26 protein-coding genes and 1 riboswitch are annotated in these 26,404 nt (G+C 33.4%); of the genes, 2 read left to right on the forward strand and 24 right to left on the reverse strand.

Annotated elements, in window-relative coordinates; translation table 11 throughout:
- From LQ611_RS01110 to LQ611_RS01130, 5 genes are all read right to left on the reverse strand, one after another.
- Positions 1 to 765, reverse strand: a complete 765-nt coding sequence (locus LQ611_RS01110; RefSeq protein WP_103362095.1) for a hypothetical protein — start codon at positions 763 to 765, stop codon at positions 1 to 3.
- A 173-nt stretch (positions 766 to 938) separates the two neighbouring features.
- Positions 939 to 1,601, reverse strand: coding sequence for a DUF2750 domain-containing protein (locus tag LQ611_RS01115; RefSeq protein ID WP_103360672.1), 663 nt, complete (start codon positions 1,599 to 1,601; stop codon positions 939 to 941).
- 95 nt (positions 1,602 to 1,696) lie between these two features.
- Positions 1,697 to 2,890 carry an L-aspartate--L-methionine ligase LdmS gene (gene ldmS / locus LQ611_RS01120; RefSeq protein WP_103360673.1) on the reverse strand — a complete coding sequence of 398 codons (1,194 nt, stop codon included), beginning with the start codon at positions 2,888 to 2,890 and terminating at the stop codon, positions 1,697 to 1,699.
- Positions 2,887 to 4,074, reverse strand: a complete 1,188-nt coding sequence (locus LQ611_RS01125) for a M20 family metallopeptidase (protein ID WP_025904444.1) — start codon at positions 4,072 to 4,074, stop codon at positions 2,887 to 2,889. Before LQ611_RS01125 ends, ldmS begins: the two co-directional genes overlap by 4 nt.
- A 58-nt stretch (positions 4,075 to 4,132) precedes the next feature.
- Positions 4,133 to 4,232: riboswitch (SAM riboswitch) on the reverse strand.
- A gap of 43 nt (positions 4,233 to 4,275) precedes the next feature.
- A complete protein-coding gene (locus tag LQ611_RS01130) occupies positions 4,276 to 4,818 on the reverse strand; it encodes a GrpB family protein (protein WP_025904443.1) in 543 nt (180 codons plus the stop codon).
- Between the two features lie 137 nt (positions 4,819 to 4,955).
- Between LQ611_RS01130 and LQ611_RS01135 the strand changes: the two genes are divergently transcribed.
- Positions 4,956 to 5,423, forward strand: coding sequence for an S-ribosylhomocysteine lyase (locus LQ611_RS01135; protein ID WP_103360675.1), 468 nt, complete (start codon positions 4,956 to 4,958; stop codon positions 5,421 to 5,423).
- A 557-nt stretch (positions 5,424 to 5,980) separates the two neighbouring features.
- Here LQ611_RS01135 and LQ611_RS01140 read toward each other — a convergent pair.
- From LQ611_RS01140 to LQ611_RS01160, 5 genes are all read right to left on the reverse strand, one after another.
- Positions 5,981 to 6,331, reverse strand: coding sequence for a DoxX family protein (locus LQ611_RS01140; protein ID WP_103360676.1), 351 nt, complete (start codon positions 6,329 to 6,331; stop codon positions 5,981 to 5,983).
- A complete protein-coding gene (gene deoB / locus LQ611_RS01145; protein ID WP_103360677.1) occupies positions 6,331 to 7,515 on the reverse strand; it encodes a phosphopentomutase in 1,185 nt (394 codons plus the stop codon). Before deoB ends, LQ611_RS01140 begins: the two co-directional genes overlap by 1 nt.
- A gap of 11 nt (positions 7,516 to 7,526) precedes the next feature.
- The gene (locus LQ611_RS01150; protein ID WP_103360678.1) at positions 7,527 to 8,828 is read right to left on the reverse strand and encodes a pyrimidine-nucleoside phosphorylase; all 1,302 of its coding nucleotides are present in this window, start codon (positions 8,826 to 8,828) and stop codon (positions 7,527 to 7,529) included.
- 82 nt (positions 8,829 to 8,910) lie between these two features.
- Positions 8,911 to 9,573, reverse strand: coding sequence for a deoxyribose-phosphate aldolase (deoC, locus tag LQ611_RS01155; protein WP_037589818.1), 663 nt, complete (start codon positions 9,571 to 9,573; stop codon positions 8,911 to 8,913).
- A gap of 84 nt (positions 9,574 to 9,657) precedes the next feature.
- Positions 9,658 to 10,593 carry a sugar-binding transcriptional regulator gene (locus tag LQ611_RS01160; RefSeq protein WP_103360680.1) on the reverse strand — a complete coding sequence of 312 codons (936 nt, stop codon included), beginning with the start codon at positions 10,591 to 10,593 and terminating at the stop codon, positions 9,658 to 9,660.
- Between the two features lie 112 nt (positions 10,594 to 10,705).
- Between LQ611_RS01160 and deoD the strand changes: the two genes are divergently transcribed.
- Positions 10,706 to 11,416: a purine-nucleoside phosphorylase gene (gene deoD, locus LQ611_RS01165; RefSeq protein WP_103360681.1), complete on the forward strand. Its 711-nt coding sequence runs from the start codon at positions 10,706 to 10,708 to the stop codon at positions 11,414 to 11,416.
- Positions 11,417 to 11,640: 224 nt separating this feature from the next.
- Here deoD and LQ611_RS01170 read toward each other — a convergent pair whose 3' ends face one another.
- The 14 genes from LQ611_RS01170 to LQ611_RS01235 form a co-directional block, all read right to left on the reverse strand.
- Positions 11,641 to 12,897 (reverse strand): (Fe-S)-binding protein, encoded by a 1,257-nt coding sequence (locus tag LQ611_RS01170; RefSeq protein WP_103360682.1) that lies wholly within the window; start codon positions 12,895 to 12,897, stop codon positions 11,641 to 11,643.
- Positions 12,887 to 14,296: an FAD-binding oxidoreductase gene (locus tag LQ611_RS01175; RefSeq protein WP_025906398.1), complete on the reverse strand. Its 1,410-nt coding sequence runs from the start codon at positions 14,294 to 14,296 to the stop codon at positions 12,887 to 12,889. The genes LQ611_RS01170 and LQ611_RS01175 overlap by 11 nt, the downstream gene beginning before the upstream one ends.
- A 143-nt stretch (positions 14,297 to 14,439) precedes the next feature.
- Entirely contained in the window at positions 14,440 to 14,883 is a 444-nt protein-coding gene (locus LQ611_RS01180; RefSeq protein ID WP_103360683.1) for a Dps family protein, read from the reverse strand.
- A 210-nt stretch (positions 14,884 to 15,093) separates the two neighbouring features.
- Positions 15,094 to 16,008 (reverse strand): D-ribose ABC transporter substrate-binding protein, encoded by a 915-nt coding sequence (locus tag LQ611_RS01185; RefSeq protein WP_037588978.1) that lies wholly within the window; start codon positions 16,006 to 16,008, stop codon positions 15,094 to 15,096.
- Between the two features lie 24 nt (positions 16,009 to 16,032).
- Positions 16,033 to 16,971 (reverse strand): ABC transporter permease, encoded by a 939-nt coding sequence (locus LQ611_RS01190; protein WP_025906404.1) that lies wholly within the window; start codon positions 16,969 to 16,971, stop codon positions 16,033 to 16,035.
- On the reverse strand, positions 16,952 to 18,448 hold the full coding sequence (locus tag LQ611_RS01195; protein ID WP_103360684.1) for a sugar ABC transporter ATP-binding protein: 1,497 nt from the start codon (positions 18,446 to 18,448) through the stop codon (positions 16,952 to 16,954). Before LQ611_RS01195 ends, LQ611_RS01190 begins: the two co-directional genes overlap by 20 nt.
- A gap of 11 nt (positions 18,449 to 18,459) precedes the next feature.
- Positions 18,460 to 18,849 (reverse strand): D-ribose pyranase, encoded by a 390-nt coding sequence (gene rbsD, locus LQ611_RS01200; RefSeq protein ID WP_103360685.1) that lies wholly within the window; start codon positions 18,847 to 18,849, stop codon positions 18,460 to 18,462.
- Positions 18,842 to 19,723 (reverse strand): ribokinase, encoded by an 882-nt coding sequence (gene rbsK / locus LQ611_RS01205; RefSeq protein WP_103360686.1) that lies wholly within the window; start codon positions 19,721 to 19,723, stop codon positions 18,842 to 18,844. Before rbsK ends, rbsD begins: the two co-directional genes overlap by 8 nt.
- Position 19,724: 1 nt before the next feature.
- Entirely contained in the window at positions 19,725 to 20,690 is a 966-nt protein-coding gene (locus LQ611_RS01210; RefSeq protein ID WP_107565814.1) for a LacI family DNA-binding transcriptional regulator, read from the reverse strand.
- A gap of 66 nt (positions 20,691 to 20,756) precedes the next feature.
- On the reverse strand, positions 20,757 to 21,164 hold the full coding sequence (locus LQ611_RS01215) for a thiol-disulfide oxidoreductase DCC family protein (RefSeq protein ID WP_239709289.1): 408 nt from the start codon (positions 21,162 to 21,164) through the stop codon (positions 20,757 to 20,759).
- Positions 21,165 to 21,282: 118 nt separating this feature from the next.
- A complete protein-coding gene (gene nhaC / locus LQ611_RS01220) occupies positions 21,283 to 22,707 on the reverse strand; it encodes a Na+/H+ antiporter NhaC (RefSeq protein WP_103360688.1) in 1,425 nt (474 codons plus the stop codon).
- Between the two features lie 127 nt (positions 22,708 to 22,834).
- Positions 22,835 to 23,194, reverse strand: a complete 360-nt coding sequence (locus LQ611_RS01225) for a transcriptional regulator, SarA/Rot family (RefSeq protein ID WP_204172274.1) — start codon at positions 23,192 to 23,194, stop codon at positions 22,835 to 22,837.
- A 243-nt stretch (positions 23,195 to 23,437) separates the two neighbouring features.
- Entirely contained in the window at positions 23,438 to 24,811 is a 1,374-nt protein-coding gene (locus tag LQ611_RS01230; RefSeq protein ID WP_239709291.1) for an alanine/glycine:cation symporter family protein, read from the reverse strand.
- Between the two features lie 140 nt (positions 24,812 to 24,951).
- Positions 24,952 to 26,322, reverse strand: coding sequence for an EVE domain-containing protein (locus LQ611_RS01235; protein ID WP_103360691.1), 1,371 nt, complete (start codon positions 26,320 to 26,322; stop codon positions 24,952 to 24,954).
- Positions 26,323 to 26,404 lie beyond the last annotated feature (82 nt).

The following is a 26,404-nucleotide window of genomic DNA, read 5'->3' on the forward strand; positions in this document are numbered from 1 at the left end:
TTATTCACCTACTTTGATGACTTTTTCTTCGCTGCTTAATCTATATACGTATGTAATCAATACAAGATAAATCGATATACAGAATAAACTCGGTAAAAATTGTGAATTATATATACCATAAGATATTAATAAGAAATGTATAGGCGTTACAATTATATCGACTATCATGAATTCAGTAATGGCATAAAATAGTGTATGAAGAATGAAAGGTATAAACATAACGATAACTTTCTCACCAAAATATAATAGTAATGATATTGAGAATACATTTGTTACTATGCCCCATAAACCTACAAACACAATTAATGATAATATAAATATTGTTGGATAATCATAATACAAAGAAATGATCATTGGATTATCTGAAAAAATGCCACCGAACTGTTTAAGTACAATGTCAGGTTTTATATTTGGTAAAATCATAAACATTCCTAAAAAATTTATTAAAAGCGGTAAAGTTACCATAATAAACGATACGAAACTCGAATAAATTAATGTTTTAAACTTTGATTTTAAATTTAATTTATAAAATAACGTACTAACGCCAATTGAAATGACCAATGGCATAATCCCTACATATAAAATAGATAATAATGAGTCACCTTTAATCATGATATTTTCTGTGTAAGGCGTATACTCTAGTAGTTGATATTCCTCATGCTGTATTTTGACATTCCATAAATGAATAATAGATATTGAACATAAAAGTAGAAAAGAAATTACAAATTGCCATTTATAAATGATTAATTTTAAGTACTTTAACATATCAACCGCCTCCAATTACTATAATTTACCATTTTTTGATTTATTATAACCTCCAGTTAGTATTTTTACAACAATCGAATAATATTATATTATTAATTGCAATTAATTCGAAAGACAAAAAAAGACGCTTGCTTTATAGCGAGCGTCTTTTTTAATTACATTTATTTAATTATTTAACAAGGCATTGCGTTTAAAATGGCTTTTGGATCTGTTACTGTACCGATCACACCTGATTTTAAGTTGATTCCTAATGCGATGTCTTCTTGTTTCAAGTCTTCTAACCATTCTTCGAAGACTTCTGTTTCTACTTCAATAATATCGTATTCTTCAAAGTCATCACGATGTACTTTTTCTGCTAATTTGCGTGTACTCCATACTGTCATCATGTTTGGTAGACTTGCATCTTCTTCTGATACGATAATGAATTGTTTTTGTCCTTTGACTGTTAACCCGTAAACATAGTTTTCGTTACAAATGTCTTCTGCAAATTCATCTATTCGGATATCATCTAGTTCACTCATGATTTCTTCTATGAATGGAATTGCTTCTACTTTTATTCCGTTATCTTCTGCTGATTTGTCCACAATGAATTGATCGCCTTCATCAAGGATATCATCCATTTCATATGTAACAAATCTATCTAAATCTAACTCCATAATTTTATCGTATTTAGTAATTTCATACGATTTCAAATATGACTCTGCACTTTCTTTCGTTGACCAAATCAGACGAAAATCAGTATCGCCGTCTCTTAAGATTTTACGGTCATTTAGCACAACATAAAATCTTTCTTTTGTTAATATTTGTTTAAATTTAGACATATCCTGGATAGCCATTCTACCACCCTTTTCTTTATATTTAATCCCAATAAAATATATTATACGTATTAGGTATAAGTCAATATAAAAGAAGTTAAATTGTAAAAAAATTTTTATTTATTTTGACTACTTAATGTATCTAGAAAAAGTTGCTCTTGCTCTAATGCTTTTTCTTCAGTTTCTGCATGCCAAATTCCAACAAATCTTGATTTTACGTTGTCTTTACCGAAATAGTCACCATCATAGTATGCAAGTGGATAGAGGTAGCCATTTTTGATGAATTTTTCTATTGTATTGATGAAATGCGTGTTATCTCCTGTAGAATGATAACTTAGAAATTTATGAAAGCCTTCATGTAAACGATCTTTCAGTAATAACATACTTGTTGAACCATTTTGTCTGAAGTTTAAATCAATGGCATATACGTCATGGTTTTTATCTACGAGCAGGTCAAACCCTGATACGCCTTTATAACCATGCTCAACACCATTTTTCATAATTCCATATCCTGCATCTATAACACTTTGTGGTACATGATTTGAATTAACATTACCATTGTAGAAGCCGTATTCATCTGTAAGCTGTTTTACAGCACCTATATATTGTATACCCGTCTTTTCACTATATACGTATTGAACACAATAATTATCAATTTCTTCAATAAATTGTTCGATGATAATGTATTTTGTATCTGATGCTTCTTTAATTCTATCAGTTGCTTTCTTTAAATCCGCTTCATTATAACAAATCATTACACCATACCCACCTGCAGTAGGTAACTCGTCTCCCGGTTTAATGACTAATGGTAAATCCCAGTTTTGAATAGCTTGTTCAAATTCTTCTGCTTTCACAATTTCACGTTTCGGTAAATATTTACCACCCGTCCATTGTTCAATTTTAGATTTATTATTTAAATCTATAAATTTAGGTTTATAAACGGCATATTCTTCATCTTTACATAAATGTTGACCATGTATGTATTGGAAAAATATTTTTTTATTGTCAGCTGTTAACTGTTGTAGTAAATGTTCATATTGCGTTCTATCTTTAAAAGTATATATATTGCTCGGAATATCCACATTTACTAATTTTAAAATTCTTTTAACATTATCTGTTAAACATGCTTCATGAACGATCATGGGCATATTACTAATAATCATTTCTCTTGCTGTTAAAAAATTAGATTGTGCTTCTTCAGCTTTTAACCAAGGATTATCTTCATACGAAGGTCTCGCATTATATACAATATCTTCTTCATACAAATCTCTTAACGTTAAATTGAGTGGTTTCCTATATTCTTTGTTCATAACAAGTTCTCCCTTAATGTTTGATGATGCTCAATAATTTCTTTTCTAAGGGATACATTCTCTATAAGTTCTAATCCCATTGATGCTAATATTTTCGCACCGTTAATTAATGCCTTATCACCCTTTGTACTTGCAGCAGCTTGGCAAAATTCTTTCGTATGGCCGACTAAATTTGATGGTCCAATTTTAATGTGTGGATGAATAGTCGGTACGATATGACTTACATTCCCCGTATCAGTAGAACCAAAACCAAAATCGTCATCAATGACTTCTTCGCCAACTTGTTCGGCGTGCTTTCTAAATAATTCGTCTAGTGGTTTATTAATTACGAATTCATTCACACCATTTTGAATTGGTCTTAATTCATATGTACCGCCTGTTTGTATAGCTGCTCCTTCAGCTATTTTTCTCACTTTATCAGTAAGAATATCTAGTTCTTTACGTGAAGTGGCACGCGTGTAAAAACGTGCATGTGTAAAGTCAGGAATAATATTCGCTGCTTCACCACCATTTAATATGACACCATGCACTTTATCTGTCTTTTTAATTTGTTGTCTTAACATGCTCACCCCATTAAAGAAAGATAACATAGCATCTAACGCATTAACCGCTTCAAAAGCATTTTCAGAGGCATGAGCGCTTCGTCCATAGAATTTAACATCAAATACATCTACAGCTAATGAAGGCACTGTCACGTACGTCTCATGGCCAGGATGGACCATTAGTGCAATATCAATATTATCGATAATACCAGCTTTCACATAAGTTGCTTTTGCACTACCATTAATACCCCCTTCTTCAGCAGGACAACCTAACACGACAACTTTTCCTCCGACTTGATCAATCACTTTAGACAAACTGATACCTGCTAACACACTTGAAGTCCCAATTATATTATGACCACACGCATGACCAAGACCAGGTAATGCATCATATTCTGCTAAATATGCAATAGTTGGTCCTTCTTTTCCTGAGTCATATGTTGCAATGAAACCTGTCGGATGCTTCGCAATATTCTTCTCTATCTTAAAATGATGACTCTTTAATTGATCGCTTAATAAACGTGATGCAAATACTTCTTCATTTCCTAACTCAGGACGCTCATGAATTTGATGACTCATTGATAAATATAAATGTCTATTTTGTTCTATATAATTAATAATATTTTGCGATAAGTTACTCATTAATGATTCACCTTTCCATTATAAAAGCGCACTTCTTGTAAGGAGTGCGCCAATCGTTCTTTTATCTTCCAGTAACAAACTGTAGGAATTGGCACCTTTCCATTATGGGAGGTTGCTGGACTTCATCGGGCCCTTCCCTCAGTCTCTCTTGATAATTCGTATGAAATTTGAACTTAATTCTAACTGTCTAACTCGGATATGTCAATGATTTGTTGCAATATCATTGGAATTTAAGTACCATTTTTCTGCTTTTTTCTCGAATTCTTTAATCATGCTGTCTTTTCCTTTATAGTACTGTTCACTGTCATCAGGAAATTCAATGACTAAGTCATGCTTGAGACGACTATATCTTTCTCTTTCACCATTGAAAGCTCTTAAATAATCTCTAAAGGACAATAATCTTAAAATATGTGGGCTACCTTCATCATAAATATGTAAATGGTGAGAAACTGCACCGTAATGATCATATTTTTTGAAATATCGATTACCGATAACACCACGTTCTCCTTTAGACTCATATCCTAAAGCTGATAATTCATGTGTAAATTCATCAATCGATTTACTATCTTTGACAACTATTAATATATCTATAATCGGCTTCGCAGATAATCCAGGAATAGCCGTTGATCCTATATGTTCAATGCTGATACTATGTTCTTTCAATAACGACTGTAAATATTTTTTCTCTTCAAGAAAAAGGTGTTGCCATATACTGTCGTAAGGGACTACACGTAAACGTTCCATCTCATCACCTAATTTCAGAATAATTTATTAATATTATCTTATAAAGTAACATAGAAAGAAAGTAAAAGAAATCTGAATTGATTGTTTTTTCAAAATTAACTTGATATAATGATGCCGAAATCAAAGGAGGAATCTTCATGACAAAAATGAATGTAGAAAGTTTTAATTTAGATCATACGATAGTAGACGCACCATTTGTGAGACTTGCAGGAATCAAAGAAGGACTTAATGGTGATGTTATTCATAAATATGATATTCGATTTAAACAACCTAACAAAGAACATATGGAAATGCCTGCATTACATTCCTTAGAACATTTAATGGCTGAGAACATTAGAAACCATACAGACAAAGTGGTAGACGTAAGTCCAATGGGATGTCAAACAGGATTTTATGCTTCATTCATCAATCATGACGATTATGATGACGTACTCGCTATATTAGAAGCAACACTTAAAGACGTAGAACAAGCAACAGAAGTCCCAGCATGTAACGAAGTACAATGCGGATGGGCAGCAAGCCATTCATTAGAAGGCGCACGACAACTAGCAACTGAATTTTTAGCAGAACGCGATAATTGGAAAAATATCTTTAAAGAAGATTAATGAGGAAAGCCCAGGATATGACCTGGGCTTTTTTATGTTGGAATGGCGGGGCGTTGTGAACACTTTCGGGTAAACTTGTTTATAACGGGGGCTTTAGTTACAAAAATCAGTCAAAGTGTTACTACGGACTGCATTAGTTACAAAACTCGCGCGAAGTGTTACTAAGGAACGCCTTAGTTACAAAACTCGGCCGAAGTGTTACTAAGGCCCCCTTAATTACAAAACTCGGCCGAAGTGTTACTATGGGCCGCCTTAATTACAAAACTACTGAGAATTGTAATTACTGGTCTCCTTATTTGCACTTCTTACCAAATCTGCTAATAACGACCCCACTATTTGCACTTCTTACCAAACTTGCTAATAACGACTCCAGTATTTGCACCTTCAGCCAAACTTGCTAATAACGCACCCACTATTTGCACTTCTAGCCAAATCTGCTAATAACGACACCTAACACCCAACTCCCCAACATAATATTCACCTAATTCCTACATCACACTCACCCACAAATAAAAAAAGAGTTTGGGATACGATATCCCAAACTCTCTATATAAAGATTACATTTTTCTTACTAATTTAATCATCACATATTGTAGTGGTAATCTACCCCACAACGCCCATTTTGGTAATTGTTTACCGTTTAATGGGATGTTCTTTTGTGCCATATAAACATTTGCTGGAAATACAGCTACTAAGAACCATTCGATTAATTTTTTCATTAAGCTACTTGGCTTTTTGATCATTAACATGATACCAAATACGATTTCCATCACGCCTGTTATCCAAACAATTGCTTTTTTAAATGGTAAATAGTTTGGAACGATTGCTTCAAAACCTTCTGATCTCACTAAATGCATCACACCTGCAAATGAAAATCCTATTCCAAATAATCGTCTAACTATATTCATTACTTAATCCCCATCTCATTTAAATAGCTTTTACCGAATTCAGGTAACGTCACATTAAAGTTATCTGCAATTGTTGCACCAATTGAACTGAATGTATCATCACCTGATAGTTCATGATATTCTTTAATGCTTGGACTATACATTAATAATGGTACATATTCACGTGTATGATCTGTACCTGGAGCAGTTGGATCGTTACCGTGATCTGCTGTAATAATGACTAAGTCATCTTCATTTAATACTGCTTGTAAGTCTTCTAATCGGTTATCAAAGTCTTTAATAGCTTGTGCGTAACCTTCTTTATCTCTTCTATGACCATACAATGCATCAAAATCAACTAAGTTTAAGAAGCTGATTCCAGTGAAATCACTTTTTACAACATCGATTAATTGATCCATACCGTCCATGTTATCTTTCGTTCTAATAGCTTTCGTAACACCTTCACCATCGTAAATGTCATTAATTTTACCGATTGCTATGACATCGTAATCCGCATCTTTTAAAGTATTCATAACTGTTTTACCAAATGGTTTCAATGCATAGTCATGTCTGTTTGATGTTCTAGTGAAGTTACCTGGTTCGCCAACGTATGGACGAGCAATAATTCTTCCTATTAGATATTTAGGATCTTTCGTAAGCTCTCTAACTTTCTCACAAATATCATATAATTCTTCTAAAGGAATAATATCTTCATGTGCTGCAATTTGTAACACTGGATCTGCAGATGTATATACAATTAAATCTCCAGTTTCCATTTGATGCTCACCATATTCATCGATAATTGCAGTACCTGATGCTGGTTTATTTGCAACAACTTTTCTACCAGTGATTGATTCAATTTCTTTCACCAATTCTTCTGGAAAACCTTCTGGATAGACTTTAAAAGGTTTATCAATATTTAGACCCATGATTTCCCAATGTCCTGTCATTGTATCTTTACCAACTGAAGCTTCACTTAATTTAGTATAGAATGCTTCTGGATTTGATACTTTTTGAACTACTGGTAAGTCTGCAATATTACCTAAGCCTAACTTTTCTAAGTTTGGTAATGTTTCATTAAAACCTTCAAGTGTATGTTTTAATGTATGAGAACCTTCATCACCGAATGCTTTAGCATCTGGTGCTTCACCAATACCTACTGAATCCATTACGATTAAATGAATACGTTTAAATCGGTTTGTCATTTGACACACTCCTAATCTGTAATCACTTTATGAATTAATGTTGGTTTAACTTGTTCGTCAGAAATTGTGATGTTTTCTAAAATTTTAGCTTCTACATCTTTAACATCTTCTTGATTTGCGTAAATCGTTACTAACGATTCACCCGCTTCAACTTTATCGCCAACTTTTTTATTTAATACTAAACCAACTGCCAAGTCAATTATATCATCCTTTGTTGCTCTACCTGCACCTAAAAGCATTGAAGCAACACCAATTTCATCTGCAACGATGTGTGATACATAACCTGAAGTTTCAGCTTTAACTTCGAAAGTATATTGAGCTTGTGGTAATTTTGTAACGTCATCTACTACAGAACCGTCTCCACCTTGATTTTCAAGGAATACTTTGAATTTTTCTAATGCTTTACCATTTTGAATCACTTCTAAAAGTTTTTCTCTCGCTTCATCTAAAGTTTCAGCTTTCTTAGCTAATACAACCATTTGAGAACCTAAAGTTAATACAAGTTCAGTTAAATCTTCTGGACCCTCATCTTTTAATGTTTCAATCGCTTCTTTCACTTCTAAACCGTTACCAATTGCTCTGCCTAAAGGTTGGCTCATATCAGAAATGATTGCCATTGTATTTCTACCTACATTATTCCCGATTTTTACCATTGCATGCGCAAGTAACTCAGAATCTTCAATCGTCTTCATAAATGCACCTGCACCAGTCTTAACATCTAAGACAATCGCATCTGCACCTGCTGCAATTTTCTTACTCATAATTGAAGATGCAATTAATGGAATTGAATTGACTGTACCTGTAACATCTCGTAAGCCATAAAGCTTTTTATCTGCAGGTGTTAAGTTACCTGTTTGACCGATTACGGCTACTTTATCTTTATTCACTAAATCGATAAATTCTTGTTCACTGATTTCAACATGGAACCCTTCAACCGCTTCAAGTTTATCGATTGTACCACCTGTATGACCTAAACCACGTCCGCTCATTTTTGCGACTGGTACGTCTAATGCTGCTACTAAAGGTGCAAGTACAAGTGTTGTTGTATCACCTACACCACCTGTAGAGTGCTTATCAACTTTAATGCCTTCAATTTCAGATAAATCAATTTGATCGCCTGATTCAACCATAGCCATCGTTAAGTTCGCACGTTCTTCATCTGTCATATCTTGAAAATATATAGCCATTGCTAAACTAGACGCTTGGTAATCCGGAATATCGCCTGCAGTATATCCTTTAACAAAAAATTCAATTTCTTCTTTCGTTAATTCTTTCCCGTCACGTTTCTTTGCAATTACATCAACCATTCTCATCGTTAATACCCTCCATTTTTTGTATGAATACGCTTACCTTAATTTGAAAAATTAAAGGTACTATTTCAAGTACCATTAATTTTTAGTAATCTGAATCTGACGCTTCACCTTTTAAAATTTTAACGCCTGCTGAAGCACCAATACGTGTTGCACCATTATCTATCATTGTTTTAACATCTTCGTATGAACGGATACCGCCAGAAGCTTTTACGCCTAAATCAGGACCAACTGTTTCACGCATTAATTTAATATCTTCTGCAGTTGCACCACCAGTTGAAAATCCTGTTGAAGTTTTAACAAAATCAGCACCTGCTGCAACAGCAAGTTCACATGCTCTCACTTTTTCAGCATCTGTTAATAATGAAGTTTCAATGATAACTTTAGTTGTTACACCGTTAGCTGCTGAAACAACACTTTCGATATCTTTTTTAACATCTTCATCTCTACCGTCTTTTAATGCGCCAATGTTGATAACCATATCTACTTCTTGAGCACCTTTTTTAATTGCATCTTCTGTTTCAAATGCTTTAACTTCACTTGTGTTTGCTCCAAGAGGGAATCCGATTACTGTACATACAAGTACATCTGACCCTTCTAAAGCTTTCTTGGCATGTGCAACGTGTGTAGGATTGACACATACTGATTTGAATCCATATTCTTTCGCTTCACTTAATAAAGCATCAATTTGTTCCAAAGTCGTATCTGGTTTTAGTGCTGTGTGATCGATATATTTAGCTAATGACATGTTGAATCCTCCTAATATTTTTTGATTAAGTCTATTATATAACGTTATTGAACATTTGTAAAACGATAACTGAAATATTGTTCACTAATCTAATAACGCCTGTGCAGTGTATTGATCTGTAATTAAAATATTACTCAATTTACCTTCAAGTGCACCTCTAATTGAAGCGACTTTATGCTCACCTCCAGCAACTAATACTGAATGTTCTATACCTTTCAATGCATCAAGTTCAATACCTATTGTTCGATTATTAATAGCTTCGTCTGCTACTTCACCTTTGCTATTATAAAATCTTGAACAAATATCTCCGACTGCTGATTTTTTAAGTCTGTCTTTTTCTTCTTCACTCAAAAATCCTAGTTTAAATAATAGGGCAGAATCTCTTACAGTTCCTACAGTAAAAATCGCAACATCAACTTGTCTACCTTGATCGAGTATTGATTTAATATGTCGGTCTTTTTCAACCATATCTTTTACTTCTTTTACATCAAAAATAACGGGTAACGGTAAATCTCTCGGTGTCGCATTATAAGCTTGAGCAAATCTTTCTAGAATTTGATGACTTCTTGTATCAACATCTGAAAAACTAATACCGCCCTTCAACTGGATAATACCAATATCATTAAAATGACTTTGTTCTAGATATTGAGAAACTTGATACATCGTTTTACCCCAACTTATACCAATATTATCCCCGTTTTTCACAATTTTATTTAAATATTCAGCAGTCTTTTTACCAATTGCCGTTTGAATATTTGAATAATCGTTATAAGATGCATGTTCAACAACACAATCTTTTAAATTGTATTTCGCTTTTAAAAGTGAAGCTAAACTTTCTGCATCTTGATAAGGGTCATCAATTTTAATCGTAACAAAGCCTTGATTTTTAGCATGATTCAATAATCTTGATATCGTTGGTCTTGAAATATTTAACTTTTTCGCAATCGCTTCTTGGCTCAAACCTTCTTGATAATATAGCTTTGCAATCTTGATACTATCCTTGTTCTTTTGTAAATTCATCCCTATTCACCACTTTCTTTCACTCTTATCGTACAAAAATTCGCAAAAAATTTAAACAAATGTTATCTTTAAGATGAAAAAACTTTTATTTTATTTAAAGGAGAAGATAGTTATGACTCAAGGGACACCACATATTCAACCAAATGGTGTAAAAATCGCAAAAACAGTACTAATGCCGGGGGATCCATTACGTGCTAAATTTATCGCTGAAAACTTTTTAGAAAATGTAGAACAATTCAACGATGTAAGAAATATGTTAGGTTACACAGGAACTTATAAAGGTAAAGAAGTATCTGTTATGGGTTCAGGTATGGGTATTGCTTCAATCGGTATTTATTCTTATGAACTTTATAATTTCTTTGACGTAGACACAATTATTCGTATCGGATCATGTGGTGCTATGCAAGAAGATATCAACTTATACGATATTATTATCGCTCAAGGTGCATCTACAAACTCTCGTTATGTTGATCAATTCAACGTACCAGGTTACTTCGCACCAATCGCAGACTTCGGTTTAGTAGCAAGCGCTAAAAACAAAGCAGACGAAATCGGCGCAACATCACACGTAGGTAATATCTTCTCAAGTGATATTTTCTATAATGCAGACTCAGAAGTAACAAGCAAATGGGCAAGATTAGGTATCTTAGGCGTTGAAATGGAATCAGCAGGATTATATATAAATGCCGCAGCAGCTGGTAAAAAAGCGTTAGGTATCTTCACAGTAAGTGACCACTTATTAAGAGATGAAGCAACAACAGCAGAAGAAAGACAAAATTCATTTACACAAATGATGGAAATTGCATTAGAAATCGCAGAATAATTATAAAAAAGAGCTGAGACGATTATGACCGTCTTAGCTCTTTTCATTTGTGATAGTGAAGGAGTAATATTGGTTGCGTTAGGTTCCAGGATTTAGATAATTAGAGGTCGCTAACTTCCATTATTCTGAATTCTGGTAATTAGGCGGGCCACTCTTACGGACATTTCTCGGAATTCTGTCCCTAACACCTACACCGATTATCTCTCTTCATCTCAACTTCCTCATTATTCTATACCGCACGCTTCTGCTACGACTTCTACGATATGTTTGACTTGTATTTTGTCTTCTAATCCTTCATTTTTAACACCTAACAACATTTGCAAGTGACATCCTGGATTTGATGTGATGATTAATTGTGGCTCTATTTCTTTTACGTGACTCATTTTTCGATTTAAGATTTCCATCGATGCATCATAATTCACGATATTATATATACCTGCTGAACCGCAACAGATGTCTTTTTCGGGTAATACTTTATATGTTAGTCCTTTTATTTGGTTGATTACTTTTTCAGGTTCATTGAATACATGTTGTACGTTTTGCAAATGGCATGATGGCTGATAAGTGGCTTGAATATTAATCGGGTGTTCTAAGTTTAAGTCAATGTCTTCTAATATAACGGATATGTCTCTCACTTTATCAACAAACTGTTCAGCTCTAGCTTTCCACTCCGCTTCATTTCTCAATAAATGATCATATTCTATTAACGAAGCGCCACAACCGCCAATAGCATTGACATAATAATCTACATCGTATTTTTCTAGCGCTTCAATATTGAGTTTGGCTAATTTTCTTGCTTTATCCATTTCTCCAGCATGATGTTGAAGTGCGCCACAACAAGTTTGTTGTTTAATTTCTATAACTTGAATATTATGCGCTTCTAAAATTTTTATCGCAAGATCGTTTATATGTGAGAAAAATGAATTCATCATGCAACCTCTGAAAAAGCCAATTGTTGTTTTTTTCGTTCTAAAAGGTGTTTGGTAAGGTCGTTTATCTTTTTGAACTGGTGGCAAAATCATCGCCATATTACCTAATCTTTCTGGTAGTAATTTCAATGCATTTGTCTTATTTAAAATCCCTGAAACAAAAGACGTATGATAGAGCTTCAAGCCTTTATACATCGCATCTATCATATATTGACGTTCTAAAAATACAGACATAATTTGCGTGTCTAATTTTTTATTTCGCTTTTCTCTTAATACTTCGACTGCCGATTCATAAATGTCGCCGTATTGAACATTCGTTGGACAAACTGTTTCACATTGTCTACAGCCTAAACATAAATCAATTGCTTCTTCTAAATCTTTAAGTTCAGCTTTACCTTCAACTGCATATTTAACAAGATTGATTCTACCTCGTGGAGAATGTTTTTCTTCTTTCATCGTTAAATATGTAGGGCAAGATGGTAAACAAAAGCCACATTGAACACAATCAAAAGTCGCATCATATGCTAATTTTGCAATTAGATTATTCGTCATGGACTAACACAAACCTTTCATGCTCGTCTGGAAAGATTTTACCTGGATTCAGACGATTATTAGGGTCCAATGCCTGTTTTACATCTTTCATAAATTTCATGCCTGCTTCATCAAATTCGTTATACATAAATGGCTTTTTAAACAATCCAATACCATGTTCACCGCTTAATGTACCACCTAATTTCAGTGAAGCTTTAAAAATTTCAGCAACTGCTTCTTCAGCTCGTTTCATTTCTTCTGGCTTACGTTTATCCGTAATAATATTAGGATGTAAATTGCCATCTCCAGCATGCCCAAACACAACTAAATTTAATTGATAAGTTTGTCGAATTCTTTCAATTTCTTCAAAGAAAGCTGGAATTTGACTGACCGGCACACTTGTATCTTCACTTATCTTTGTTGGTCCAAATTTCACGATAGCTGGTGACACAAGTTTACGCACTTCCCAAAGTTCGGATGCCTGTTTTTCATCTTCAGCAATAATGACTTTACAACCAGGTAACGCAGCACATGTTTCTTCGATGATTTTCATTTCTGCTTCAAGTGCTAAAGGATGACCATCTAATTCGACTAACAATACCGACTCAGCATCGGCTGTCACATTCTCAATTGGATGTGTCGACAACACAGCATCAACACAATATTTATCCATGATTTCGATTTTAGAAGGTAATATACCCGATCTTAAAATTTTGGATACCGCTTCACCTGATGTAATAAAATCATCAAACTGCAACATTGCTGTCTTTGTATCAATCGGCTTAGGAATCAATTGTAAAGTAGCTTTTGTAATAATACCGAGCGTACCTTCTGACCCTACGATTAATTTTGTCATATCATAACCTGTTACATTTTTTACTGTACGTCCACCACAGTGAATAATATCTCCATTAGCCGTTACGACTTCTAATCCAACAACATAGTCTTTCGTGACACCATACTTTAAACATCTTGGTCCACCTGCATTTTCAGCTAAGTTACCCCCAATTGTTGAAACACGAGAACTGGATGGATCAGGTGGATACATCAGTCCATATGATTCAGCAACTTTATGAATTTTCTCAGTGATAACGCCTGGTGAAACTTCCATCATTAAATCATTTTCGTAAACTGTTATTTCATTGTCCCATCTTGAAAAATCCAACACAATACCACCATGAACAGCAAGAGGTCCTCCACTTAAACTTGTGCCACTACCTCTTGGATAAATTGGTACGTCATATTGATTACTTAACTTTACAATATGCACCACTTCTTCAGTAGACATTGGCTGACAAATAATATCAGGCATGTATTCTCCGAAAGAAGCATCAAAACTATAACTTGAAAGATCCGCTACTTCTTTAGAAACGCGCCCATTATCTAAATGTTTCTTTAAAGCATGATAGAGTTCTTCCATGTTATCCCCCCCCTCAATATGAAATTATATTCATGATAGCACTGTTTACTTTAATTTTCATTCCAAGTGAATACGTTTACATTTATGATTTAAAAAAATACCTAATCCAATATGTTCATGGATTAGGTATTTTTAATTCAATATTATTTTAAGAATGATTTTAACATCCAGTTGTGTTTTTCAAGACTTGTTACCATTGCTAATAACATGTCACCAGTCATATCGTCGTTAACTTTTTCTGCTAATTGAATACCTTCTTCTAATTGAGCAATTACAGTTGTGAAGTCTTTAGATAATTGTTCAACCATTTGGTTTGCAGTTAAGTTTTTCTCAGCTTCTTCAATAACTGACCATTCTAATGCTTCTCTTAAAGTAGCGATTGGGTTACCTTCAATTGCTAAAATACGTTCAGCTAAATCGTCAACATACACACTTGCTTCATTGTAAAGTTCTTCAAATTTTTCATGAAGTGAGAAGAAATTTGGTCCTTTAACATACCAGTGATAGTTGTGTAATTTAGTATATAATACTGTCCACTCTGCTACTTGTTTATTTAATGCTTCGATTACTTCTTTATTATTTGCCATTTATTTTACACTCCTCTGTAGTTATCTTTTCTTGATTATATTAATTATTATATTATAATAATTCTAATCTGTCAACAATAATTAGCAACTTATTTATAATAATTATAAATAAGAGTTTAAATCTACATAAAAAAAGAAGGTAAAGCCTACATAAAAAAAGAAGGTAAAGCCTACATTAGACTTATACCTTCTTTATCGTTTTATAAACATTTATTCTGCTTTCTCAAGCTTAAGTGGAATCTTAATTTCTTTCTCAAGTTTCTTACCGTCCATCAATTTAATGATAGAGTCTACTGAAGCTTTACCCATCTTATCAGGTTGTTGCGCGACAGTTGCATCTAGTTTGCCACTTTTAATTGCTTTCATTGCATCTTCATTACCATCAAATCCAACTACGATTACATCTTTATCACCAATTGCTTCGATAGCACCGAGTGCCATTTCATCATTGTGTGAGAATATCGCTTCTACTTCTGGATGTGCTTGTAAGATATTTTGTGTCACGTTTAATCCTTCTGCTCGATCAAACTTAGCACTTTGTTTAGCAATGACATCAAGTGATTTGTCGGCAACTTTATGGAAGCCTTCTCCTCTTTCTCTTGTTGCACTTGCACCTGGAACACCTTCTAATTCAGCAACTTTAGCATTTTTACTTAATTTATCTAAAATAAATTGTCCGCCCATTTTACCGCCTTCAACGTTATCTGAAGCGATAAATGTTGCAACATCACCTTTATCAACTGATCTATCTAATGTAATAACAGGTATACCTTCATTATTTGCTGACTGAACGGCACTAGAAATTGCACTAGAATCAGTAGGATTGACAACTAAATAATCAACTTGTTGTTGAACTAAATCTTCTATATCATTTGTTTGTTTAGCTGAATCATCTCTTGCATCAACTACCTTTACTTTCATACCTTGTTTTTCAGCTTCTTTTTCAATACCTTCTTTAATTGAAACGAAGAATGGGTTATTTAATGTTGAAACACTGACACCAATCGTTATATCAGATTTTTTCTTATTTGTTTTACCTTCATTATCTTTTTTCAATGGCGATTCAAGTGAACATGCTGCTAAAAATAACACAGTTGTCATTAAAAGTATTAATAATTTCTTCATTTGTTTTCCCCTCAATCTAATTGATTATTTTTTTCTATCTATTAATACAGCAATTAAAATAACAATACCTTTTACGACTTGTTGGTAGAATGATGATACTCCTAATAAATTCAGACCATTATTAAGTACACCAATAATAAGTACACCAATAAACGTTCCAACAATTCTACCTTTACCGCCTGTTAAAGAAGTTCCGCCTAATACAACTGCAGCGATAGCATCTAACTCATATGATGTACCGGCTGTAGGTTGAGCTGAGTTTAAACGTGATGTTAAAATTGCACCTGCTAATGCAGACATTAAACCAGAAATACCATAAATTAAAATCTTTACTCTGTTTACTTTAATACCAGAAATTTTTGAAGCGACTTCATTACCACCGATAGCATATGTATGTCTACCAAATGTTGTTTTTTGCAAAATAATCGCCAATATAATAAATACAATAATCATTGTGACTGCTGGTACTGGAATGCCGAAGAAATAACCTTTACCAAATAGTTGGAACATATAACTATCACCTAAATTAGTAATAGGGTTACCATCTGTTACAACGAGTGTTAAACCTCTAAATATTGTCATCGTTGCAAGTGTTGCGATGAATGGTGCCATACTCCCGAATGTTACTAATACACCGTTAAATACACCTAATAAGAAGCCACCAAGTACTCCGACAATCAATGCAACAATTGGATCTAAACCACTTGTAATTAAGATTGCAGTAAATGCACTTGATAATGCGAGTATCGAACCGACTGATAAGTCTATGCCGCCAGTTAAAATAACAAATGTCATACCAAAAGCAATTAACCCGTTAATTGAAACTTGTCTTAATAAGTTTAATAAATTCGATAAATCTAGAAATGCTGAGTTCATAATACTAATCACAACGATTAATAATATAAGTCCTATAAATGGAATAATTTTTTCGACTAATGAAGTCTTAGCTGTTAGTTGTTGCATGTAATTCCCCTCCTGTAGCTAATGTCATAATATTTTCTTCTGTTATATTTTCGCCTTCAACTTCACCTTTAATATTGCCTTCTTGAACAACAATAACGCGATCACTCATGCCGATAACTTCAGGTAACTCTGAAGAAATCATAATAATCGATACACCACGTTCAGTTAGCTCATTCATCAATTGATAAATTTCTCGCTTAGCACCAACGTCTATCCCTCTTGTCGGTTCATCTAAGATCAAGATTTGAGCACCTGTACCAATCCATTTTGCCAATACTACTTTTTGTTGGTTACCACCTGAAAGTGAGGATACTAGTGCTTTTCGTGGTGTCTTAATATTGAGCCTTTTGCTCATTTGATCTGCAAACACATGCGTCGCTTGCTCTTTAATAAACCCTTTATTCGAAAAGCTTTCAAGAGATGGTAGAACCATATTATGTTCGATTGAGAAATCGAGAATGAGTCCTTCATCTTTTCTATTTTCAGTAATTAAGCCTAAACCATGTTTCATTGCATCTTCCGGTGACTTAATCAATACGGATTCACCTTTAATGTCTATATCTTTATGACCTTTATCAATTCCGAACAGACTTCTCATAATCTCAGTTCTACCTGCACCCATTAAACCACTAAATCCTAATATCTCACCTTTTCTTAATGAGAATGAAATATCTTTGATGCCTTGTTCATCATTATTAAGTGATTTAACATGCATCAATGTTTCACCTGGTTCAACGGTTCTTTCTGGGAATTGCTCTGTTAAGTCTCTACCTACCATTGATTTAACAATTTCATCATAATTGGTTTCGCTTGTAGGTTTGTATAATACAGTTTTACCATCTCTCATAACGGTAATTTCATCAGAAACCTCAAATATCTCAGCCATTCTATGTGAAATATAAACGAATGAAACGCCTTGATTTTGAAGATTTTTAATAAGTTTAAATAACTGTGTGATTTCTTTATCTGTAAGTGCTGCAGTTGGTTCATCCATGATGATAATTTTTGCATTGGTCATTAAAGCTTTAGCAATTTCTATCATTTGTTGTTCACCGATTGAACATTTTCCTGCAACTTTCTTCAATGAAATACTAAAGTTTAATTTTTCAAAGACTTTTAATGCTTCTTGCTTCATTTTCTTCTCATTTAATATGCCAAATTTATTGCGCATTTCTTTCCCGATAAACAAATTTTCAAGCACTGTTAACTCTGGCCAAATATTAAGCTCTTGATGTATAAACGTAATACCTGCTTCTTCTGACATTTGAGCATCTTTAAAGACAACTTCTTGATTGTGATAATTAATTTGACCTGCATCCTTTTCATGAATACCAACAAGAATCTTCATTAAAGTTGATTTCCCTGCACCATTTTCTCCCATAAGCGCATGAACTGAAGCTTCTTTTAATTTAAAATCTACGCCAGTTAACACTTTATTTTGGCCAAACGCTTTATGTACACCAGACATTTCTAGCATGAAATCCCTCCTTAAAATAAAACATCACTTTCTAATATGACGTTTGCATATGGTGTTGCTTCCCCTGTTCTTATAATTGCGACAGTATCTTGTGTTAATTTTTTTAATTCTTCGTGTGATACAAATTCTCTTTCAACATCTGTTTCTTGAATCTTTTCATAAAGTGCTGAATTATCCGTCTTCATTTCTTCTGCAAAAATCATTTTCTGTACAGACATATGTTCTAACAAAATGTCGTAAACGCTTTCAAAACTTGGTACACCAAAAGTCAGTGCTAAATCAATTTTTCGCACGCCTTTTGGTACTGGTAATCCACAATCTGCTATCACAATACGATCTGTATGACCAAGATCACTTAATACTTTAGAAATTTCACTGTTTAATATCCCTGTCTTATACATGCCATTCTCCTTCAATATCTTGTAATGTTGGCATTCCGCCTTGTGCACCTAATCCAGTTACTGAGTGACTTGCTGCTATATTAGCAAATGCTAATGCTTGATCTAAGCTGTATTCTTTTTGAAGCGCTACTGCAAATGCACCATTAAATGTATCGCCAGCACCTGTCGTATCTTTCACTTCACGTTTATAACCTGGTACTTGAACTTTTTCTTTACCATTATGATAAGCTGCACCTTTATCACCTAAAGTTACAATCAATTTCATTGGATATGCTGCTAACGCTTCATCTAATTCACCTTTAAACATCTCATCACTTTCTGTTTCGTTAGGTGTTAAGTAATCAACTTTTTCAATAACAGTGTTGCTTACTTCTCTATATGGTGCAGGATTCAGAATTGAAATCAAACCGTGTTCTGAACAATATTCAACAGCAAATTCAACTGTTTCACTTGGAATTTCTTGTTGTAATAAAACGATATCGCCTTCTGACAATGCTTCTAAATGTTTTTTAACATAGTCTGGCGTCACTTCATTGTTAGCTGAAGGTACGACAATAATACTATTATCTTGTTCAGATAATGTTATATGTGCTGTTCCAGATGGCATTTGTGTAACGGGTTCCACACCATCCACAATAACGTGATTATTTTGAAGATTTTCATATATTTCTTTACCAAAATCATCATCGCCAACTCTACCAATCATATGTACGTTATCGCCTAATCTTGCAGCTGCGACTGCTTGGTTTGCACCTTTCCCACCAGGTGTTGTAAAGAAATCGTCCCCAAGAATTGTTTCTCCTTTACCTGGTCTTTTAGACGCTGATACAACTAAATCTATAGACATACTTCCGATAACTGTAATTTTCTTCATATTAATCTCTCCTTGTTGATTGTCTTTCCACTAAAGTTACATCTAATATTTGATGATGTTCTCTTTGTTTACCTTCCAACTGTTTAATCAATTGTTGACATGCTTTTTGACCAATTAAATAAGCAGGTTGATGAATCGTTGTTAAACTTGGTGAATATGTACGTGATAACGGTATATCATCATAACCAACCACTTGTATATCGTCTGGTACTGTGTATTGATGATTATAAAGAATACTCATGACGTTAAATGCGCCAACATCATTACTACAAATAATGCTATCAATGTCGTGTTCTTTAATTAAGTTAAGCAAATCATCTTCTGATAAAGATAATTCATTAGCTGAAACATAGTTGATACCCACTTCATCTAACATTAACTTCGCACCATTGAATCGCTCTCTAAATGATTTGTAATTTAAATCTTGTTCCAAAATAAGAACAGATTGCGCTTTACCGTTAATCACTGCCTGAGCTTGAAGTTGTCCACCTTTGTAATGATTTGTTTCAACAAATTCATGATCTTCGTACACACGGTCTAATAGAACAAAAGGCATATTATAAGATTTAAATGAATCAAAAGTTTCCTTACTCGATAATTGTGAAGCAATAATACCACTACAATTATGTACGTTAAATGTATTTAAATAAGCAAGCTCTTTCTCATCATTGCCATCACCATTTCCAATAATGATATGATAGCCCATCGCCATCGCTTCATCTTCAACACCTCTAGCAACTACTGTAAAAAAAGGGTTACTCATATCTGGTAATAATAGTCCTATCATTCTAGATTGTCGTTTATATAAAGTTCTTGCTGTTTCATTAGGTCGATAATTTAATTCTTGAATTGCTTTATCAATTTTATCTTGTGTTTCCTTCTTAACATAACCACTTTTATTAAGCGCTCTAGATACAGTAGCAACAGATACTCCTGCATGTTGCGCAACTTGTTTAATTGTTGCCATACTTCAACTTCCTTTTATGTAACCGTTTACACAAAAGGATATCACGCAATCTTTATTTATGCAATATTAATTTAAAAAATATTTTCTTTCTTCAGGTGTCGGTAATCGACAAGCATTTTTCAAAATCACTTTATGTCTGATTTTGGCAAATGCATCATAGCCAACATCTCGTACAAATTTCGGTATCCATTTCAAAGCCAATCCTAAAAATTGATAGCCTTTTATTTGACCTAATAACTGAATTATCGCCTTTGATTTAATCCATACTTTGTCGCCATCTAAAACAATAATGCTATCTATATTTTGCAAATCAGGTCGCGCTTCAAATAAATGATCACCATATGAAGATTCTAGTTGAGCAAATTGAAAACGAGTCGAAATCTTATGATGAATTAACCACATCACAGCACGATTACAATATCCACAATCCCCATCATAATAAACAATAGCGATAACAATCACTCCAATTATCATTTTCTTAAACGTAACACGACAGTATGATAATTAAAAGTTTTAGAGACACAATTACGAATAATGTCCCTAACAAAAAGTGCTAGGACTCTTCTATCCTAGCACTTCTTCAATTCTATAATTAAGCAGCTTGTTTTTTAAATTCTTTATATTCTTCTTCATTAATTTTGATAATTTTAAATCCTACATATCCAAAGATGACGGATATGATTGGTACTGTATAGTTGAAGATTGCATAAATGCTATAATCTAATACGTTCACATTCAATGTTTGAGCGATAAATACCCCACATGTATTCCACAAGAAGAATACGGATGTTACAGTACCACCGTCTTCAAGTGCACGTGATAAGTTTTTCGGATGTAATCTTCTTTCTAAAAATGTATTAATGTACATTCTTGAAGGTATTACAATCGATATGTATTGTTCTGAACATGAAGCGTTTGTACCTATACATGAAATAATAACAGATGCTATTAAACCACCAGTACCTTTTGCAATTTTTAAGATTTTTGAAATGATTGATTTTAGCATGCCTGAATATTCTAGAATGCCTCCAAATGTCATCGCAACGATAGTCATTGAAATTGTATAGAACATGGATTCTAATCCACCTCTGTTGAACAATTCTTTGACTAAATCATTTTTAGACTCTAATACAAATCCAGTTTGTAATGTCTTCACACTGTCATGAAGACTTCCACCTTGAATAAATATTTGTGATAAGAATCCTAAAACAATACCGACAACTAATGCTGGTATTGCTGGCACTTTAAATGCAACTAATATAATAACTATTACAGGTACGAGCAACAGCCACGGCGAAATTGTAAATTTGTCTAGCATTTCATTATTGATGGCATCAATTTTTGCTTGGTCCATATTACCAGCTGAAAATTGTTGTCCTAAAATAAAAAATACAATTAATGAAATGATAACGGCAGGTACTGTTGTATAGAACATGTGTTTAATATGATCAAATAAATCTGTACCTGTTAGACCTGCTGCTAAGTTTGTCGTATCTGATAATGGGCTCATCTTATCACCAAAGTATGATCCAGATATAATAGCACCTGCTATCATGCCTGCTGGTATATCCATACTTAATCCAATTCCCATACCAGCTACACCAACTGTAGCCATTGTTGACCAACTACTACCAATAGCTAATGATACGATTGCACAAATAACTGCGATGGTTACTAAAAATAATGATGGCGTTATTAATTTCAAGCCATAGTAAATCATTGTGGCTACTACGCCTCCACCTATCCAAGCACCAATGATCAGTCCAACTAAAATGATAATGACGATTGCTGGTAAGGCTAGTCTAATACCTTTATACATCATTTCTTCGATGTCTTGCCAGCTATACCCATGATAGTAAGCTACAATTGCTGCAATTGCTGTTCCTATCATTAACGGTATGTGCGGAGCTTGCTCTAAAACGACTACTGTAAATAACATACTGATAATCATAAATAAAAATGGCACAACGGCCCAAAAGAAACTAATCTCTTTCTTAGATGTACTATTATTCTCCATAGATAACCCCCTAAAATAAAGCGCTTACATTTATAATTTTACTGGTTTATACTACATATTACAATCCCATAATGACAAAGCCTGGACAAATATTTATGTACCAGACTCATACTTATAACTCATATAATTATTCATTAAGCATATATATAACTTCTTGCATAATTTCATTGAATTCTTCTTTATATTCATTGTTAAAACGTAAAATAACTGCTCGTTCGTCTGATTTTAAGCGATTTTTTAAAATGTACCTTTTTTCAAATAAACGTTTAATCGCTCTCGCTGATTTATTTTGTTTGATATAGCCTTTTTTCATAGCATCTTTTAGATGCACTTCTTCCACTTCATTTAATTTCATTAAAAAGAAAAATTCATGCTTCTTTATACCATACTTTTGTTCAATAACTAAAAAGATATTATCAATTTTATTTTGCTGATCGAAAAACGCTGAACATGTTGAAATTGCTTCTGAATAAGATTGAGTCTTCATAGTATGACCTCCTGTTTTTCCGCTAATTAGATTTTCTTAAAATAATTTTAACACAAAATTAAATAACATCAATATGGAATTTAAATATATATTTGACAATTTATGTATTTTTCTAGAGGTAAATTATCAAACTGAAATGACTAACTCACAAAGTGTATAGAAGTACTATTATTTTACAAATAAAAAAAGATTATAACTGTAATCGTTATAATCTTTTTCTTGTATTCAATTAATTGTAGATATTTACTTTTTAGCTTTATCTTTTAAATAGAATTCTTTTCCTGTAAAGAATTCTGTTGTTAAACTTTTAACTTTAGGTGCTAACATCACTACTGCGATAATATTCGGAATCAATATACATGCAAGTGCGATGTCTAATAAATTCCAAAGTTGTGTACCAGCACCGAATGCACCAAGCGCGATTGAGAGTACATAAACAATCTTCATAATAAAGCCTGCTGTTAAGCCAAATAAGTATTCTGCCATTCTTGATCCATAGTATATAACTACGATGATTGTTGAGAATACGAAGAAGACCATTGAAATAGATACAATCCAACTTCCAAATGTTCCAAATGCATTATTAAAGGCGCGAGCTGTAAGTGCAGCCGATTGTTCTTTAGCATCATTATCTTTCCAAACATCAGATACTAAAACAACAAATGCTGTCGTACTACAGATAATTAATGTATCAACAACGATTTCACTAACACTCCAGAATGCTTGTCTTACAGGATGGTCTGTCTTTGCAGCAGCATGCGCAATTGGCGATGTACCAAGACCTGCTTCGTTAGAATAAATCCCGCGTGCAAATCCCCAACGTACTGTTGTGGCAAGTGCAGCACCGAAACTACCTCCTAATGCTGCATCTGGATTAAATGCTTTCTCAATAACTAACGCAATTACGCTAGGTACATGTTGAATATTCAGTATGATAATCAAGAATCCCATAATACAATATAAACCTACCATAACCGGTACGATCATTTCGGTAAATGTTGCGATACGTTGAATACCACCAAATACAACTAAAGCAGCAATAACAGCTAGCACGATTCCTGTTATACCCATATGAATATCGAATGTATCTTGAACAGTACTTGCAGCTGAATTCCCTTGTACCATAATACTTGGAATAAGTTCAAGCATTAAAGCAAATGCAAATACAAATGAAAATACTAATCCGACTTTCTTATTTTTGAAACCTTTTTTCATATAATATGTAGGTCCACCAACACATTCTCCTTTATCGTTTTTCTCACGATAATATATACCTAGTACGTTTTCGGAATATTTTAATGCCATTCCTAGAAATGCGATTACTAACATCCAAAATACTGCACCAGGTCCACCCATCATAATGGCTGTAGGTACACCGACAATGTTTGCTGCACCTACTGTTGATGATAAAGCTGACGTTAACGCTTGCCTCGGCGTAATTGTACCTTCACCTTTAGGCTCTTTATTAATACTTCCAAAAGTTTGTTTCATCATATAACCAAAATGCCTAAATTGTATTAAACCTAAATACAATGTTAAAAATAAACTTGATACTAATAAAAGTGTGACGATTGGATACCCCCATAACCAATCTGAGAATGCTACGATTTTCTCCATAAAATGACCCCTTTGTAATTTTATTTGTGAAATATAAACCAAGCATAATTCTATATTACAGAATATTCTGCAATTTATAAACCTTTAAAAAAATAAAAACGGAATAAAATCTTAAGTGTTAAGATTTTATTCCGTCTATTTTATCCTACATGTAATACTCTACAATGTTTTAAGAATTGATGTGAATATTGTTCTTTAATGTCTTCAATCGAACCGTAACATAAACCAATCATACGCCATTTAGGATTATGACGATAGAAAGAGTCCTTTTCTAAACTCCACTTCACCATCTTACCTTCATGATTATACCTTGGTAATGTCATTTCATGACCATCAAGCACATTTAAGAATAATTGAAAGATTTCTGGATCTATTCTTTCAAACTGGTCAATCACTAGCCATTCTCTTTCTGAGTTCGTAATATGTCCTGTAATGAAACCTTCTCTATAATATAAAGCGCCACTTTCATTTGGTAAATATCGACCGTATAACATTTCTTCTGAGAAATCAGGATGACCTACTGTATATATACCTTTCGCAAGTTCACGTTCAACATAATGTTTCGCTTTTTTCAAACCGTCTTCTTTATTGTCACAAAGCATTAAAATAATAGGTTTATCTTTTTTAGGTTCATTTTCCTGCTCACGTTGAACAGACATCTCATATTGATTACTGGAACTTTCTTTGTAAGTACCATTACTCATATCTAACATCGCATCATATTGTGCTTTTGTTAAATTAGCAATAGACTGTTTCGAACTGTCTTGTAAGAAATATAATTTCTTTAACGTTTGATGTCTATTTAATTCGCCAATATTCACAGGATTAATATCTTCATGATATTTAACTTCAATACATGTAGAATCTGTTCTACCAGGTTGAGGTGGCAACTTATGTATACTATCTGACACTTCCCCAGTTCCGATAATCGACTGATTAGCATTTCTACTTAAAAATATAATCTGATCTCCTATTTCTAACTGAGTATAGTACGTATAACCATTTCGCTTAATACCATTTACAGTATGTGTAAATATTGTATACGTTTGATCTGGTTCAAATTGAATTTCTTCTGTAAGTAAGAAATACCTAGGAATTTTTATAGCGCCTTGTCCTAACCCTATAATTAAATCGAATTCTTCTTTCGTAATGCGATTAAACAATTGTTCTGTCATTTGTTTAATTCTAGATTCTAATTGTTCACTTCTCTTTAAATATTCAATTGATAACATTGTTAAAGATTGCTCAAACTTAAATTGGATGCTTACTTTTTGATTACCACCCGTTTGAACTTGTAAGATTTCGCCGAATCCAAGTAAGCCGACTTGATTTTGTACTTGATAATAAATGACTTTATCTCCTGGTTTGGCTGTCTTAAATGCATGATAACCTTGCGTTGGATTAAAGCTTGCACCTGATTCAAACACTGCAGTTTGGCCTTCTAATGGTTCCGTATGACGCCACCTATTATATCCACAATTTAACCAAAAGTAGTTTCTTTCTTCAGACATATGTATACTCCTTAATATCTATAATGATCGATTTTCATAATGATGTTTACTTTGATATCTTAATTTTATTTTTATATAAAAA

The sequence above is a fragment of the Mammaliicoccus sp. L-M44 genome, from assembly GCF_022386355.1.
In the GTDB taxonomy this organism is placed as follows: Bacteria; Bacillota; Bacilli; order Staphylococcales; family Staphylococcaceae; genus Mammaliicoccus; species Mammaliicoccus sciuri_A.